Annotated in this window: 10 protein-coding genes; 3 read left to right on the forward strand and 7 right to left on the reverse strand. The window is 69.8% G+C overall.

The features are described 5' to 3' along the window. Nucleotides 1–201 precede the first annotated feature (201 nt). The 4 genes from ACFT41_RS25245 to ACFT41_RS25260 form a co-directional block, all read right to left on the reverse strand. Entirely contained in the window at nucleotides 202–2,205 is a 2,004-nt protein-coding gene (locus ACFT41_RS25245) for a right-handed parallel beta-helix repeat-containing protein (RefSeq protein WP_377587690.1), read from the reverse strand. 111 nt (nucleotides 2,206–2,316) lie between these two features. After that, entirely contained in the window at nucleotides 2,317–3,216 is a 900-nt protein-coding gene (locus tag ACFT41_RS25250) for a carbohydrate ABC transporter permease (protein WP_377587691.1), read from the reverse strand. 14 nt (nucleotides 3,217–3,230) lie between these two features. Beyond that, nucleotides 3,231–4,070, reverse strand: a complete 840-nt coding sequence (locus ACFT41_RS25255; protein WP_377614009.1) for a carbohydrate ABC transporter permease — start codon at nucleotides 4,068–4,070, stop codon at nucleotides 3,231–3,233. Between the two features lie 122 nt (nucleotides 4,071–4,192). Next, nucleotides 4,193–5,569 carry an ABC transporter substrate-binding protein gene (locus ACFT41_RS25260; RefSeq protein ID WP_377587693.1) on the reverse strand — a complete coding sequence of 459 codons (1,377 nt, stop codon included), beginning with the start codon at nucleotides 5,567–5,569 and terminating at the stop codon, nucleotides 4,193–4,195. A gap of 89 nt (nucleotides 5,570–5,658) precedes the next feature. Here ACFT41_RS25260 and ACFT41_RS25265 point away from each other — a divergent pair, with 89 nt between their 5' ends. Both ACFT41_RS25265 and ACFT41_RS25270 read left to right on the forward strand, forming a co-directional pair. Then, nucleotides 5,659–8,217, forward strand: a complete 2,559-nt coding sequence (locus tag ACFT41_RS25265) for a glycoside hydrolase family 2 protein (protein WP_377587694.1) — start codon at nucleotides 5,659–5,661, stop codon at nucleotides 8,215–8,217. Then, on the forward strand, nucleotides 8,214–11,354 hold the full coding sequence (locus ACFT41_RS25270; protein WP_377587695.1) for a GH92 family glycosyl hydrolase: 3,141 nt from the start codon (nucleotides 8,214–8,216) through the stop codon (nucleotides 11,352–11,354). The genes ACFT41_RS25265 and ACFT41_RS25270 overlap by 4 nt, the downstream gene beginning before the upstream one ends. 206 nt (nucleotides 11,355–11,560) lie before the next feature. Here ACFT41_RS25270 and ACFT41_RS25275 read toward each other — a convergent pair whose 3' ends face one another. Next, nucleotides 11,561–12,994 (reverse strand): PepSY-associated TM helix domain-containing protein, encoded by a 1,434-nt coding sequence (locus tag ACFT41_RS25275; protein ID WP_377587696.1) that lies wholly within the window; start codon nucleotides 12,992–12,994, stop codon nucleotides 11,561–11,563. A 101-nt stretch (nucleotides 12,995–13,095) separates the two neighbouring features. On the opposite strand from ACFT41_RS25275, the gene ACFT41_RS25280 reads away from it, so the two are divergent. Beyond that, complete coding sequence (locus ACFT41_RS25280; RefSeq protein WP_377587713.1) at nucleotides 13,096–13,662, forward strand: DUF5134 domain-containing protein; 567 nt, start codon at nucleotides 13,096–13,098, stop codon at nucleotides 13,660–13,662. Nucleotides 13,663–13,796: 134 nt separating this feature from the next. Here ACFT41_RS25280 and ACFT41_RS25285 read toward each other — a convergent pair whose 3' ends face one another. Both ACFT41_RS25285 and ACFT41_RS25290 read right to left on the reverse strand, forming a co-directional pair. Continuing rightward, nucleotides 13,797–14,435, reverse strand: coding sequence for a vitamin K epoxide reductase family protein (locus tag ACFT41_RS25285; RefSeq protein WP_377587697.1), 639 nt, complete (start codon nucleotides 14,433–14,435; stop codon nucleotides 13,797–13,799). Then, nucleotides 14,432–15,190 carry a DsbA family protein gene (locus tag ACFT41_RS25290; RefSeq protein ID WP_377587698.1) on the reverse strand — a complete coding sequence of 253 codons (759 nt, stop codon included), beginning with the start codon at nucleotides 15,188–15,190 and terminating at the stop codon, nucleotides 14,432–14,434. Before ACFT41_RS25290 ends, ACFT41_RS25285 begins: the two co-directional genes overlap by 4 nt. Nucleotide 15,191 lies beyond the last annotated feature (1 nt).

Consider the following 15,191-nt stretch of genomic DNA (forward strand, 5'->3'; position numbering starts at 1 on the left):
CCCGGCCACCCCTCCGGCGCCCCGATCAGCGCCGCCGACCATTCGTGATCCACTGAGGACGACCTCCGAAGCTCGTACGCCGGACAGACGACTGTCGGTGGGCGGCCCGCGACAGGCCGCCCACCAGACGCCGCCGCGCCACCGTGGGTCACGATCCGACCGTGGGTTCGGGTTCGGTCGGTGGCAGCGGTATGCCGAGTTTCAATCGATGGTGACGGTGCCGATCTGCACCGCCCATGACTGCACGGCGGCGGTGCGTAGTTCGACGGCCACGGTGCCGGCCGGCAGCGCCGCCGAGGTGATGGTCCGCCGGACCCACCCGTTGGTGGTCGCCACGGCCGCAGAGGCTGACGTCGCCACCGTCGTCGTGCCTCCGGTGGCGTCGACGGCGACCACGGTGAGCGCGGTCGGCTGCTGAGCGAACAGGTAGGTCCGCACGGTCACCGCGTCGCCGGCGAAGGCGGCCCACCGGAGCCAACCGGCGGCGGCGTCGGACCTGCTGAACCGGGACGGGTCACCGTCGAAGTTGGACAGTGGCCCGCTGGTGTCGATGGTGGCGTTGGCCGGGTGTCCGGTGCTGACCAGCCAGTCGTCGGCCAGATCGACCAGGGGGGCCGGGGCGGCCGACGGCGCCGCCTCGTGCATACCGCGGCTGGGCGCCGAGGCGGTCGGCAGCCAGTTGCCGAACAGGTCGCGCAGCCCGTTGGCCGGCACCACCTGGCCAGTGGAGATCGCCGGCGAACCGGCTGCCAACCGGAAGCCCTGGGCCACGGCGAAGCCGTTGCCGGTGGCGTTCGGGTTGACGAAGTGCGGATCGGTGGTGATCTTCTGCGGGTCGGCCGGTTCGCTGGCCGGATGGTTGCCGGAGAAGAGGTTCCCGGAGAAGATCGCGTTGGTGCCCAGCCCCGGGAACGTGTACTGCCCGGTGCCGTGGTTGGCCACGATGTTGTTCACGAAATACCACGTACCGGGCGTGGTCGGGGCGCAGGCGCCGGCGTCACCGTCGCAGTGGATGGGGTTGGCCGGCGAGCCGCTCGGAATGACGATGGTGTTGTGGTAGATGCGCACCGGGGCCGGAACGCCGTAGGAGAAGGTGATCACGCCCTTCTGGCCGCCCCAGCCGTCGTTGACGCTGAGGTTGTAGCGGGCCACCGTGCTGTTCGAATAGCCACCCATGAGCAGCAGGAAGCCGCCCTCGTTGTCGTGCGAGTAGTTGTACTGCACCCGGGTGTTCGAGCTGCCCAGGTCCACGTCGAAGCCCTGACCGTCGGTGCCGTGCAACCGGGTGCCGGACACCTCGTTGAACTGGACGATGGTGTTCATCGCCCGGGTCGGCCAGAGACCCGCCGAAGCGGCCATGGTCGAGCCGACGATGGTGCGCTGCCCCGCGCCGCGGACCACGTTGCTCTCCAGCAGCGCGCCATCGGTGCCGAAGGCGAGGATGCCGTCCGAATCGGGATCGATCACGGTGTTGCCCCGGACCACCACCCGGGTGGACAACGCCGACTGCACGACCACGAGTTGATCGGTGGTGAAGTAGCTGGCGTCCCACACCACGATCCCGGTCCGGCCGACCTGCTGGACCCTGTTGTTCTCCACGGTGAGGCCGTCGAAGTTGGCGCCCAACTGAGTCGTGTCGGCCACGATGCCGCCGTTGACGTGGGCGTCGATGCCGGTGCAGTGGAAGCACCCGTTGACGTCGTGCACCGTGTTGGAGCGGATGACGATGCCCCGCACCGTGCTGTTGGCCACGGTGTTGCGCACCTGGATGCCGGCCCGTGCGACACCGTCGACCGTCAGGCTGCCGAAGTTGTCCGCTCCGGAGTCGCTGACGATGTCGAGGTTCTGAATGGTCCAGTAGCTCTGGTTCTGCAGCGACACCACCGCGCCACCGGCCAAGCTGTGCCCATCGAACCGGGGCAGCGCCCCGGTTCCGTACGCGGAGATGGTGATCGGGGCGGTCGCGCTGCCGGATCCCTTCGGGGCCAGTTGCCCGGCCCAACTGCGACCCCGGGCGAAGAGCACCGTGTCGCCGGCCGCGAAGGTCGTGCTGTTCACTTTGGACAACGTCTTCCAGGCGGTGGCCGGGCCGGTGCCCGCGGCCGCATCGTTGCCGGAGACCGAGTTGACGTAGTAGGTGGTGGCCGCGGCCTGCGCCGGACTGGCCAGGGACAGCCCGGCGCCGGCGGCGACCGAGGCACACAACAGACTCAGCAGTGCGGTCCGAGAGCTTCCGAGGTGGAGTCGGCGTACGGACATGGGCATGCCTTCCCGGTACGAGGGTTCGCCACTGGTGGTGGAGTGAATGGGATGTGATCAGTCCTTGACCCCGGCGTTGAAGCCGGCGGACGACAGCAACTGCCGCTGGAAGATCATGAAGACGACGATGGGGATGATCGAGGCGAGGACCAGTGCCGCCAGGAACGTGGACAGCTCGGTGCTCTTCTCGATCGCCGGGAGTGCCACCGACACCGGACGCAGGGTCGGGTCACTGAGCACCAGCGACGGCCACAGATAGTCCTTCCACGATCCGATGGCCGCGAGCAACGCGACCACCCCGAGGATCGGTCGGCACAACGGCAGCACCACCCAGACCATGGTCCGGATCGGTCCGGCACCATCCAGGCTGGCCGCCTCGCACAGCTCCCGCGGGAGCCCGCGCAGATAGCTGGTGGTCAACAGGACGCTGAAGGCGTTGGCCCCCGCCGGCAGCCACACCGCCCAGAACGTATTCTGCAGGCTCAACCCGGTGCCGAACAGGTCCACGACGGTCAGGTACAGCGGGACGAGGGACACCACCGAGGGGATGAAGATCGTCGTCAGGATGCCGGCGTTGAACACCGGTGCCCACTTCGGACGGAGGACGGCGATCACGTAACCGGCACTGAGGGCGATGAGCACCGTCATGACCATCGACCCAAGCGCGGCGATCACCGAGTTTCTGATCAGCCGGATCGTGTCGACGCCGCTCGTCGCCTGGGTGTAGTTCTCCCAGTGACCCAGGTTACCCAGCACCGACATCGGTTGACGCAGGGTCTGCTGAGTGGTCCCCAGCGACGCCGCGACCAGCCACAGCACCGGTCCGGCACCGGCCACGAAGATGCCGACAAGGACGAGACCGTGGAGCAGACGCAGGTACCGGGCCTTGCGCGGGTCCTGCCGTTCCTGGGGAGTGAGCAGCCCAGGATCTTCGGACTCACGTGCCTTCCGGTGCATTGCCGCTCCCCTGCTCACTGCTGCCACCGCCTGGTCAGCCGAAGGTAGATCCCCGACAACGCGGCCAGCACGACCGCCAGCAGCGCACCCAGCGCCGTGGCCGCGCCATAGTCACCCTCGCCTCCGAACGCGTAGCGGTACATCAGCAGCAGGATCGTCAGCGTCGAATCCTCAGGCCCACCTCCGGTCATCAGGAACGGTTCGGTAAACACCTGGGTCGCCCCGATGATCTGCAACAGCAGCATCACCAGGATGACGTTGCGGATCTGGGGCAGGGTGACATGCCAGATCCGGTTGAGCACGCCCGCGCCGTCGAGCGCGGCCGCTTCATACAGTTCCGCGCGCACCGAGGTCAGCGCGGCCAGGTAGATCAACACGCTGGTGCCGGCCCCGGCCCAGGTCGCCTGCGCGACGATCGACGGCATCGCCAGCTCGGGTGAGTTGAGCCAGGCGAAGGGGCCGAGCCCCGCCGCACCGAGGACCGTGTTGAGCAGACCGGTGGGGCCCGGGTCGAACAGCAGCTTCCAGAGCAGAATCGCGACAACTGGCGGAACGATGACCGGAAGGTAGGCCAGGGCGGCGAACAGCCGCCGGGCCCGTCCCGACACGGTCGACACGATGACCGCCAACGTCAACGGCAGAGGGAAGCCGAAGACGATGGCCAACACCGCGAACTCAGCGGTGTTCAGCGTCGCCGTCACCAGCCGCGGATCGGTCAGGACGTACTCGAAGTTGTTCGGACCAGCCCAGGCGTCCGGCCCGACGAACGTCGTACGGTGCACGCTCATGGACAGGCCCCGAATGATGGGCCACCAGGAGAACACCGCGAACGTCAGCAGGGCGGGCAGGGCCACCACCACAGCGGTGAGGTCGGCGGGTCGTCGGCGTCGACCACCCGACGCTGGTCTGGTCACCGGCAGTTCCTCCAGTCATCGCGACTCATTTCACCTTCGCTTCAGGCTCGGCGGCTCAGAGCTCAGCGGCTGAGCAGCTTCGCGGCGGTGGTCTCCGCCGCTGCGAGCAGAGCCGCCGGGTCGGCGTCCTGCCGGGTGATCACGGCCTGCACGACCGGGTCGAGCGTGCCGTAGATCTCCTGGCCCCTGACCGGCGGTTCACCTTGGACCTTCTGGTCGCCGATCCGATCGAGGTAGGGCTTGAAGTTGGCCACCGGAACGTTGTTGACCCCGGAGATCCAGGTGAGGTACTGGTCGTACAGGCTCTTGGTGACCACCGGCAGGCCGGGGATGGCCACGGCGGAACCCTGCTTGGCCTGTGCCGTCGCGGTGGCGACCGCGGTGGCCTGGTCGGTGTAGCGGAGCAGTTCGTGGAACTTGATCCAGCGCACGGCCGCCCGCACCTGGGCGGCGGAGGCCTTCGGGCTGACGATGTCGACGTTGCCGCCGGACAACGTGACCGGTGCCGCGCCAGGGGTTGCGGTGGGCATCGCGCCGAAGCCGAAATCCTTGGCCGGGAACCTCAGCAGCTCGGTGATCGGGGAGAACGCGTCGGACTGCAGAACGAACATGCCGACCTGGCCGGCGCCGAACGCCTGAGCCAGAGCTTGCGCGTTCATCAGACCGTTGGGTGACAGGGACTGGTCCACCCAGCGCATGTCGTGCAGCAGGTTCAGCGCGGCCACGCTCTCGGCGCTGTGGAAAGCGACCTTGGTGCCGTCCTCGTTGACCAGGCTGCCGCCCCGGGAGGCGATCTCGGCGCCGAGCACCCAGCCACCCTGGTTGTCCGTGGTGATCTGGGCCAGGCCGTACTTCCCGGTCTTCTGCTTGATACGCAGCGCAGCCTGCCGGACCTCGTCCCACGTCGTCGGTGGCTTGTCCGGGTCCAGTCCGGCTGACTGGAACAGCGCCCGGTTGTAGATCAGGCCCATCGCGTACGCCGACGTCGGCACGCCGTAGTAGTGGTTGGCCGCACCGGTGACGACGCCGAGCAGTTCGGGGCTGAGGTCGGCGGTGACGCCGGCGTCCTTCATGGCCGTGGTCAGGTCGGCCACCTGTCCGCGGGCGATGAGGCCCCGCATCTCGGTGAAGGGTACGCCGAGCACGGTCGGCAAATTGCCGGCGGCCAGGCGGGCCGCGAATGTCTGCGCGTCCCAACCTTCCTCGGTGGTCTGCACGGTGATCTTCGGATTCGCCGCCTGGAACGCGGCGACCTCCTTGTCGAACAGGTCGCGGCGCGCCTGCTCGGTCGCCGGGGGCCGGTTGCCGACGACGATGGTGGCCGGCTCGTCGGGCGCTTCCGCCGAGGTCTTCGAGGTACAGCCGGCAAGGCTGGCGCCGACAACAGCGCCGATGGCCAGAGCCCCCAGGAGGGTCCTGCTGATGCGTCGAAACGTCATGGAGAACTCCCTTGCCCGCCGTGTTGCCGGCGGTGGCGAGTGGTGTTAGCGTCGGGCACCCGAGCTGCCAAAGCGCTTTGGCAAGCAAAATGCCACGTCCCGCGACTCGACGCAAGAGCCAGTCCCGGGCTTGCCGAACCGGACCAGCAAAGGACCGCCTCGTGCTCATCACCACCCCCGCCTGCCACGGTTGGCAGCTACGCCACGCCGCCGGCCCCCGCCCCGACCGGGCGTCGACCGCGCGGGACGCCCCGATTCCGGCGCCGGTACCCGGCGATGTTCACATGGCGCTGGAATCTGCCGGAGTCATCCCAGATCCGATGGAAGACGACAATTCGGATATTCTCGGATGGATCGGGGAATCGGACTGGGAGTACACCACCCATGTCCAGCCGGTCCCCGCGCGGGAGCGGGTCGACCTGGTCTTCGAAGGCGTCGACACGGTGGCCGTGTTGTGGGTCAACGGCACCCGGATCGCGACCAACACGAACATGCACCGCAGCTGGCGGGTACCGGTCGACTTTCGGGCACACCGGGGCATGCGCCTGCGACTGCTGCTCTCATCACCGGTGCGGGAGGCGCAAGACCAGCGGGACCGGCTGGGAGCGCTGCCGAGCGCATTCAGTCCGCTGCCGCCGTTCATCCGGAAGAAGGCGTGCGACTTCGGCTGGGACTGGGGCCCGGCGCTCACCGGTGCCGGGATCTGGCGGCCGGTGTCGGTTCAGGCCTGGGACACCGCCCGGATCTCCGCCCTGCGCCCGTCCGCGGTGCTGGTCGGCCGGGACGGCCGGGTCGACATCGACCTGGAGGTCGAACGGGCGCCCAGCGGCCGTGGTCGGACGTTGACCGTCGAGGTCACGGTGGCCGCGACCACCGTGACGCTGACCGTCCCGCCGGAGCAGGACCGGGTGCGCGGCAGCGTCGACGTGGTCGAACCCGAGCTGTGGTGGCCGGCGGGAATGGGTCCACGGCACCGGTACCCGGTCACCGCCGTGCTGCGCCACGCGGACACGGTTCTGGACACCGCGACCCGACAGGTCGGCTTCCGGACGGTACGGGTCGAACAGGAGCCCGACGACGCCGGAGGGATCTCGTTCGGGTTCACCGTCAACGACCGCCCGCTGTTCGTCACGGGGGCCAACTGGATCCCCGACGACGTGTCGATCGCCAAGGTGGACCGGGCCCGCATCCACGACCGGATCAGCGCGGCCCTGGCCATCGGGGTGAACCTGGTGCGGGTCTGGGGCGGTGGGGTGTTCGAGTCCGACGACTTCTACGACACCTGCGACGAACTGGGGATGCTGGTGTGGCAGGACTTCCTGTTCGCCTGCGCGGCGTACCCGGAGGAACCGCCGTTCAGCGCCGAGGTCGCCGCCGAGGCCAGGGACAACGTCACCCGTCTGATGCCGCACCCCAGTCTGGTGCTGTGGAACGGCAACAATGAGAACCTGTGGTTCTGGTTCCTGCACGATTGGGAGCATGTGGTGGGCCGACGCACCTGGGGGGAGGGGCTCTACTTCGACCTGCTGCCCGCGGTGGTGGCCGACCTGGACCCGTACCGCACCTACCTGCCGGGCAGCCCGTCCTCCGGCGACCGCTGGCGTGACCCCAACGACCCGGGCGCCGGGGTGGTGCACTGCTGGTTGCCCGCCGACTACCGGGCCTACGACGAGGTGCGGCCGCGGTTCGTGTCCGAGTTCGGTTTCCAGGGACCGCCGAGCCGGCCGACCTTCGACCGGGTGGTGCACGACGAGCGGCCGCACCCGTTCAGCCCCGGTGTGGCGCAGCGGCAGAAGGCACACGGCGGCACCGAACGGATCAACGAGGTGCTGGCCGAGCACTTCGGCGTGCCCGTCGACTTCGACGAATGGTACTGGCTGGCGCAGCTCGACCAGGCCCGGGCCGTGCGTTACGGCATCGAACGTTTCCGGTCACTGTCGCCCTACTGCCGGGGCACCATCGTGTGGCAGCTCAACGACTGCTGGCCGGCGATGTCGTGGTCGCTGCTGGACTACGAGGGCCGGTGGAAGCCGGTCGCCTACGCCGTGCGGGAAGCCTACCGGGACCAGGCGGTGATCCTGCGCCACGAAGCCGGCGGACCACGGGTGTCCGCCTACAACGAGACCCCGCACCCGTGGACGGTCACCGTGTCGGTGCAACGGTGGAGCCGGCGGCAGCGGCTCGGCGCCGACGAGGTGCTGATCGAGTGTCCGGCCAACGCGGCGGTCTCGGTTCCGGTGCCCACGTCGCTCCTGGCCGACCATCCGCTGCCGGCGGACCAGGCGTTGATCGCCACGGCCGCTGACCTTCGGTCGGTGTTGCTCGGCGCCACCGACCGGGACTTCGGCGCCGCGGTCCCCCGGTTCGCGGTGACCTCGACGGCGACGGTCGACGGGGTGCGGGTCGAGGTGAGCGCCGACGTGCTGGTGCGCGACCTGTTCCTGGCGGTCGACGAGATCGACCCGACGGCATGGGCGTCGTCGAACCTGGTCACCCTACTGCCCGGAGAGACCTGGTCCACGCGGGTACGCACGGCGGACCCGGCCGCGTTCACCGTCGACGCGCTCCGGTCGGTGCTCCGCTGGGCCCACCCGGCCACCGTGGCCGACCACACCTTCCGCGGTCTGAAGGATGTCTCGCCGGCATGACAGACCTGTCGCTGTGTGACGACGCGGGCCCGCCCCAGGCGCCGGCGGCCGCCGCGGGTTGCGGTCTGGTCAGCACCCGGTGCCTGCGGTACGAGGTCGGAGCCGACCTGACCAGCAGGATCGAGGTGGACGTGGCGCTGCCCTGGCTGGGCGCCACCGTCGCCAGTGACGACGAACTGCACTGGTACGTCTTTCCGCAGTTCGACGCGGCTGCCACGGACGTGCGGGACGCCTTCCGCTCGGCCGCCACCAGCATCGACCTGATCTTCGACGACGGCAGTCGCCTGCTGGACGACGCGGCACCCGACCCGGCCGGGGTGTCCAACCAGCCTCGATGCCGGGCCGACGTCGATGTCCCGGACCAGTGGAACCATCGCCGGATTCCGTTGCGCCGCTTCGCCGGACGGGTGGCCGTCGCGGCCCGGCTGGTGGTCGACCCGCCGCCCGGCACCGGGCCGGCCGGCCCGGTGTTGCGTGGCTGGCTCGACGGGATCGCGGTCCACCGGCGCCCCGCTCCCCCGGATGCGGCGGCCGGCCCGAGCGCGTTGGTGGACACCACCCGGGGCAGCCAGTCCAGCCCGCTCCGCTCACGCGGCAACACCCAACCGGTGACCGGGGTACCGCACGGCGGGGTGTATCTGGCTCCGGCGACGGACCTGAGCAATCCGCACTGGACGTACTCGTGGAACGCGCACGGTCCCGGGCCGGGCCCGGCCCTCGTCGGCTTCCTGGCCACGCGGGCGCCGAGTATCTGGATCGGCGACCGCGGGGCGGTCGCCTTCCGGCTCGGCCTGCTGTCCGATCAGGACGGTCTGCCGTTGCCGGAACCCTTCAGCCACGACGACGAAGAGGCCCGACCCTATCGGTACGCGGTGGGCACCCGGTCCGGCATCGTCGCGCGGGGCACGGCGACCAGCCACGCGATTCTGCTGGAGGCGACGCTTCCCGGGCCGGGCCGGCTCCACCTGACCGGCCTGGCGGCGCCGCTGCGCATCGTGGAGCATCACCAGCTCACTGACGCCGGGGATCACCTGCTGCTGGCCAGCAGCGTGACACCGAGCCCGCACGAACACGATCCGCTACGCGGGTACGCCGCGATCCGCCTCAGCGGGGCGGACCTGGAGCCCGACCCGCGTCCCGACGGTCCGCTGTTCACCGTGGTTCCCCGCCCCGGCGCCAGTCTGCGGATCGAATGCGGACTGTCGTGGCTGTCGGTGGAGCAGGCCGAGCACGCCCGGCAGACGCAGGTGGCTGACCGGCCACTCGACGCGCTGGCCGACGACGCCCGCCGCCGGTGGGACGGGCTGGTCGATCTGGTGGCCGCCCCCGATGCCGATGCGGAGCTGACCGCTCTGCTGGCCAGCGACCTGTACCGGCTGTCGCTGTATCCGACCCGACATGACGAGGACACCCCGGACGGCCGGCGCTACGCCCACCCCACCCGACGCGAGCGGGCCGACGACGACCGACGGACCGGGCGAGCCGTCGGCCAGGGCAGCATGCTGACCGACAACGGATTCTGGGACACCTACCGCACCTGTTGGCCAGCTTTCCACCTGTTGCTGCCGCAGCATGCCGGCGGCCTGGTCAATGGTCTGCTCGAACAGGTACGGGCCTGCGGCTGGTCGCCCCGATGGACGGCTGGCACGCCACTGGACGCGATGGTCGGCACCAGCCTGGAGGTGATCACCGCCGACGCGGTCGCCTCCGGCATCGCCGGGATCGACCTGCCCACGGCGTACGCCTCGGCCCTGCGCGACGCGACAGCGGCCAGCGACGATCCGCGCTTCGGCCGGCGTGGGATGCCTGCGTCCCTACGCCGGGGTTTCGTCGACGCCACCCACCCGGAGTCGGTGTCCTGGACACTGGAGGGCGCCATCTGCGATGCCGGCGCGGCGGTGCTGGCCCGGGCCGTGGCCGACCAGTCCGCCGGGGAGCGTCGGGAGCAGCTCCTGGCCGAGGCCCGCTACCTGGCGGTCCGGGCGTTGGCGTACCGGTCGTTGTGGGATCCGCGAAGCCGGTTCTTCCGGCCACGCCACGCGCACGGCGGCTGGGCCGACGAGCCGTTCGACCCTCGGGTCTGGGGCGGTGGGCACACCGAAACCAACGCCTGGGGATCCCGGTTCCCAGCCACCCACGACGGGAACGGTCTGGCGGCTCTGTTCGGCGGACCAGCCGCGTTCGGCGACGCCCTCGACGAGTACTTCGCCACCCCGGAGACCGGCCGGGCCGAGTCCGCCGGCAGTTACGGTTCGGTGATCCATGAGATGCCGGAGGCCCGCGATGTGCGGCGCGGCATGTGGGGGCCGTCGAACCAGCCGGGCCACCATGTGCCGTGGATGTACGCATACACCGACCGTCCGTGGCGCGGCGTCGAGATCGTCACCGACGCGGTCCGCCGACTGTTCCTCGGCTCGGCCATCGGGCAGGGCTACCCCGGCGACGAGGACAACGGCGAGATGTCGGCCTGGCACCTGTTCGGGGTGATCGGCCTGGCGCCCTTCCAGCCCGGATCCGGGCAGATGCTCATCGGCGTGCCGACCGTCGACCGGGTACGGCTGCGGCCGATCGGCGCGCCCCCGGTCGTGATCCACGTGCACGACCGGACCCCGTCCCGCCCGTACCCTCGGAAGGTAATGGTCGACGGCGCGGAATGGACCGAGGCGTCGATCGCGGTCACCCGGCTACATCGGGGCGCCACCATCGACATCCACTGTGGAGAGAAGCCGACGGCGTGGGCGCGACCGGGCTCCCGTCGGCCCTTCTTCGCCCCCGACGACGATCTGGACCGGCTGGCCGATCTGGTGGTCGGTGTCCATGGTGGCCGGGCCGAGGTGCACCCGGCCGGGTATCTGATGCGGGCGGGCGACCAGTTGCGGCTCGACCTGGCCGCGCACCTGCCGACCCGCCAGGCTCTGCTCACGGTCGGCCTACGGGATCCGGGTACCCACACGTTCACCCTGCTGCGCGACGGTCTACCGCTGCGGGCGTGGGTCGGCCAGGAGTGGCCGTGGCCGACCCAGACCCGACCGTTCACGGTGGCGCTGACCGGATCGGAACGCACGCTGACCCTGGTCTGGGACGGCGGTCCGGCGCTCATCGAACACGTCCAGGTCCTTGGCCCGCCCGCCGGTTGACGCCTCCGCGCACGGCCCGCCAACCACCTACGCGGGTCGACCCTGGCCGCCGACGTGGCCCGGTTGACCGCTCCACGGGTGGAGCGGCCGCCGAGGGGTGCCGCTGGTGGACGCCGCCGGGTTCACCGGGGAAGGGTTCCCGGGCACCGGTCCGGTGGCGCAGGCCGCGGTGCTGTCGCGACGGCTGCGGTCGGCACCGGTGAGGGTCAGACGGTGCCGAAGAAGCTCCTGAGTGCGGGAAGCCTGCGGATCAGGAACTGATCCAGGGCGAGGATGACCAGCAGGGACAGGCCAAACAGGGGCAGGAAGACGCCGAGCACCGCCATCGCACCGAGCAGGGTCCAGTTGCCCCAGACCGGGAGTTTCGCGCGAGGTGCGGCGAGCCCGGAGGCGGTGCTACGGCGGGTCCACCACATCATCGGGCCGGTGACGCACATGAAGATCACCGCGAGGCAGAAGAGCGTGGACAGGATCGTGTTGAGCGTCCCGAGGCGTCGTCCTTCGTGCAGCGCGATGCCCTGTGAGACCACCTTCGCCGCGGCGCTGTAGTCGTCGTAGCCGTACTGGCCGACGATGTCGCCGCTGTACTGATCGACGTGGATGGTCGTTTCCTTGCTGACGTCGGACTCGGCCGGGTTGCCGACGTTGTACCACTGGCTGCTCATCACGCTGAACACGCCTTTTTCGCCCTCGGGATACATGATCAGGTACGGTCCGGGGGCACCCTGAACCTGAGCCGCCGTGACCGCCCTGTCGATCGAGATCGGTGTGCCGGTGCCCGTGCTGGTGCCCTGCGGGGCGTTGCCGGAGGCCCACCCGGCGGGAGCCGACTGGCCGTCGGTGTCCTCGATCTGCTGCCGGATGGTGGACTCCGCGCCAGGATCGTCACCCCAGAGCCCGGAACCGCCCTGAACGGCCACCTGCTGGGCCTTGGCACCCCAGAAACCCGTCCACGGCAGGCCTGAGACGACAAGCAGCAGGATGCCCAGACCGACGGGGAGCCCAACGATGGCGTGCCAGCCGCGGAGCCGGGCGCCCCGCTTGCCCTTGGCTCGCGCACCGCTGCGGGCGCGACGGCCGAGGAGAAAGATAATGAACCCGGTGATCGTCAGCACGATCGCCCAGGAGGCACCGAGCTCGACAATGCGGTCGCCGACGCCGTCCTCGCCAATGAGCAGGTCGCCGTGGATGCGCTCGGCCCAGGTCGAGACGAGTTGCTCCTGACGGAGCTCGCCGGTGACGGCGGAGGTGTAGGGGTTGACGTAGATGTTGGTGCTGCCGCCGTCCTCGAGCCCTGCAACGAAGAGAGTCGCTCGGTCACCGGCGCCGTCCTGAACGGACAGGATGGAACGATCCGGAAACGCCGCACGGACGGCCGTTTCCTGGGCCGACAGCGCCGTCCGCTCGGCGCCGTCGGCGACCGACACCTTCAGCACGCCGGGATGGGTCAGGGAGTCCACCTCATCGCGGAACATATAGGTCATGCCAGTGACCGCGAGGCAGAAGAGCACCGGGATGACGATCAGCGATCCATAGAAGTGCCAGCGCCAGAACGCAGCGAACCAGTTGGTCCTCCTGGGCCTGGCCGGCGACGGCGGCGCCTCGGCGGGGGGCGGTGTGGCGGTTTCTGTGGCGGTCAAGGAAGTTCGCCCCTCTCGGTCGGCGTCGCTTTCTATTCCCAGGTCATCTGGCCTAGGTTGTAGTCGTGCTTGAGGCCCCGTGGGTTCCTGCGTTGACGATCGTGTTCTTGGTGACCGGCCTGGTCTGCGCCGGTGGTCTCCTCATCCGCCGCCGAGGAACCGTCGGCGACCGGGAACTCTCCGACGTCGACCTGGTCCACATCAATCACGGCGTGATGAGCGCGGCGATGATCCTCATGCTCTGGGTGATGGTCGAGGGCGTGGTCGCCTGGGCGCAGGTCGCCATCTTCGCGATCCTCGCCCTGTCACTACTGCCCGCCTACCGGCGAGCGCGCGCCGCGTCGAGTCGCGTCGACCTGCTCGGCCACGTGGGGATGGCCGTGGCGATGATCTGGATGCTCGCGGCGATGCCGACGCTGATGTCGGAGATGGCGACCGGCGGCGGAGGCGCGGGACACTCGCACGGCGGGGGAAGCTCCGCGACGGCACCGACAGCGACACCGATGTGGGCGGACGTGGTCAACGTCGGGTTCGTGGTGCTTGCCGCGGGTACGGCGCTGTGGTGGCTGTACCGCGCCGCGACGGGTGCCGGCCACCGGCTGCACCTGGCCAGTTACGCGGCCATGGCCGGCGGCATGGCGACGATGCTAGTGCTGATGAATGGTTGACGCGCCTCACGACCGGTGGTGGCCACAGACGCACGGGCCCGGATCTCCGACGTATGGCGGTTGCCGCGTCCTCATATCGCAACCGCGCCCGTCTGAGCGAGCGCCGCGCAGGCCGCATCCGGTCCCCGACCCGCTCACATGAGCAGCGTCCGCCAGTAGAACCAGAACTCGATCCCGATCAACACCGCGATGACCAAGTACCACACGGCGAGCCCGACGGTGTGCAGCCGCACCAACACGGTCGACGCCGCCGGCGCGGGCAGGTGCCGGCGATGCAGGTTGTACAGCGTGACATACCAGAAGATAGCGATCGTGACGACCCAGACCACCATGCAGTACGGGCACAGCGCGCCGATGCGGTAGACGCTCTGGTAGATCAGCCAGTGCACGAAGAGCACACCGAAGGTGGCCCCCAGTTGTAGGCCAAGCCAGCACCAGCGAGGCAGCCCGACGCGCGCCAGGAGCAGCACCCCCACGGTGGTGACCACGCTGAAGCCGACGATGCCGATGAGCGGGTTGGGGAAGCCGAAGGCCGACGCCTGCGGCGTGACCATCACCGAGCCGCAGGACAGTATCGGGTTGATGCTGCACGAGGGGCGGTACGCCGGATCGGTCAGCAGGTTGACTTTCTCGATCGTCAGCGTCAGGGCGGCCAGCAGCCCGATGCCACCGCCGACGGCCAGAATCCAGGGCACGATCTGGGCGGCGAAGGGTTCCGCGCCTCCGGCGGGCGGATCACGCAGGTCCGGTGCGACGGGGGCGTCGGCGTTCATTCGCTCAGCGCCGCGTCGACGGCGCTCTTGAGGGCGGCGTACGTCGCCGGGCCGTCGAAGCGTTCACCGTTGAGGAAGAACGTCGGGGTGCTCTGGACCCCGGCTGCGGTGCCGTCCTGCTGGTCCTGCCGGATGCGGTCGGCCGTCGACTCGTCGGACACGTCGCTGCGGTAGCGGTTCATGTCGAGTCCGAGTTGCTCGGCGTAGCCGGCGAAGACGGCGGCCTGGTCCTGCTGCTGGTTGCCCCAGCTGCTCTGAGTCTGGAACAGCTTGACGTACATCTGCTCGAACTTGCCCTGCTTGCCGGCGGCTTCGGCGGCCCGGGCGGCGTTCTCCGCGTTCGCGTGCACCGACAGCGGGAAGTTGCGCACCACGTAGGTGATCCGTCCCGCGTACTCCGAGCGCAGCCGCTCGACCTGGGGAAACGCCTGACCGCAGGCGGGGCACTCGAAGTCGAGGAACTCGACCAGGGTGACCCGGCTGTCGCCGGCGGTGCCGAGCCGGTGGCTGTCGGCCCGAACCAGGCGCTCGGCGGACGCCTGCCCGGCCTTGCCCGACTGGCGTTGCACGACCACGAACAGCGCGGTGAGGCCAACCAGCACCACCGCGAGCAGCCCCAGGGTGACCTTGGTGTTGGTGCTCAGGCCACGCTTCTGCATGGCGCGGGCCGCTCTGCCGCCGGCCCGCCGGTCGCGCTGGGAGCGGCGATCCGGCGCGGCGGCGGCTCGCGGATTGTTCGGGCGGGTCTTCGGCATC

Source organism: Micromonospora sp. NPDC057141 (assembly GCF_042670805.1).
Classification (GTDB): Bacteria; Actinomycetota; Actinomycetes; order Mycobacteriales; family Micromonosporaceae; genus Micromonospora.

Bases quoted from the DNA above. Each gene is read 5' to 3' on its own strand.
- ACFT41_RS25250 (WP_377587691.1), bottom strand. From the start codon at position 3,216: ATGCACCGGAAGGCACGTGAGTCCGAAGATCCTGGGCTGCTCACTCCC.
- ACFT41_RS25285 (WP_377587697.1), bottom strand. From the start codon at position 14,435: ATGAACGCCGACGCCCCCGTCGCACCGGACCTGCGTGATCCGCCCGCC.
- ACFT41_RS25270 (WP_377587695.1), top strand. From the start codon at position 8,214: ATGACAGACCTGTCGCTGTGTGACGACGCGGGCCCGCCCCAGGCGCCG.
- ACFT41_RS25265 (WP_377587694.1), top strand. From the start codon at position 5,659: ATGCCACGTCCCGCGACTCGACGCAAGAGCCAGTCCCGGGCTTGCCGA.
- ACFT41_RS25290 (WP_377587698.1), bottom strand. From the start codon at position 15,190: ATGCCGAAGACCCGCCCGAACAATCCGCGAGCCGCCGCCGCGCCGGAT.
- ACFT41_RS25260 (WP_377587693.1), bottom strand. From the start codon at position 5,569: ATGACGTTTCGACGCATCAGCAGGACCCTCCTGGGGGCTCTGGCCATC.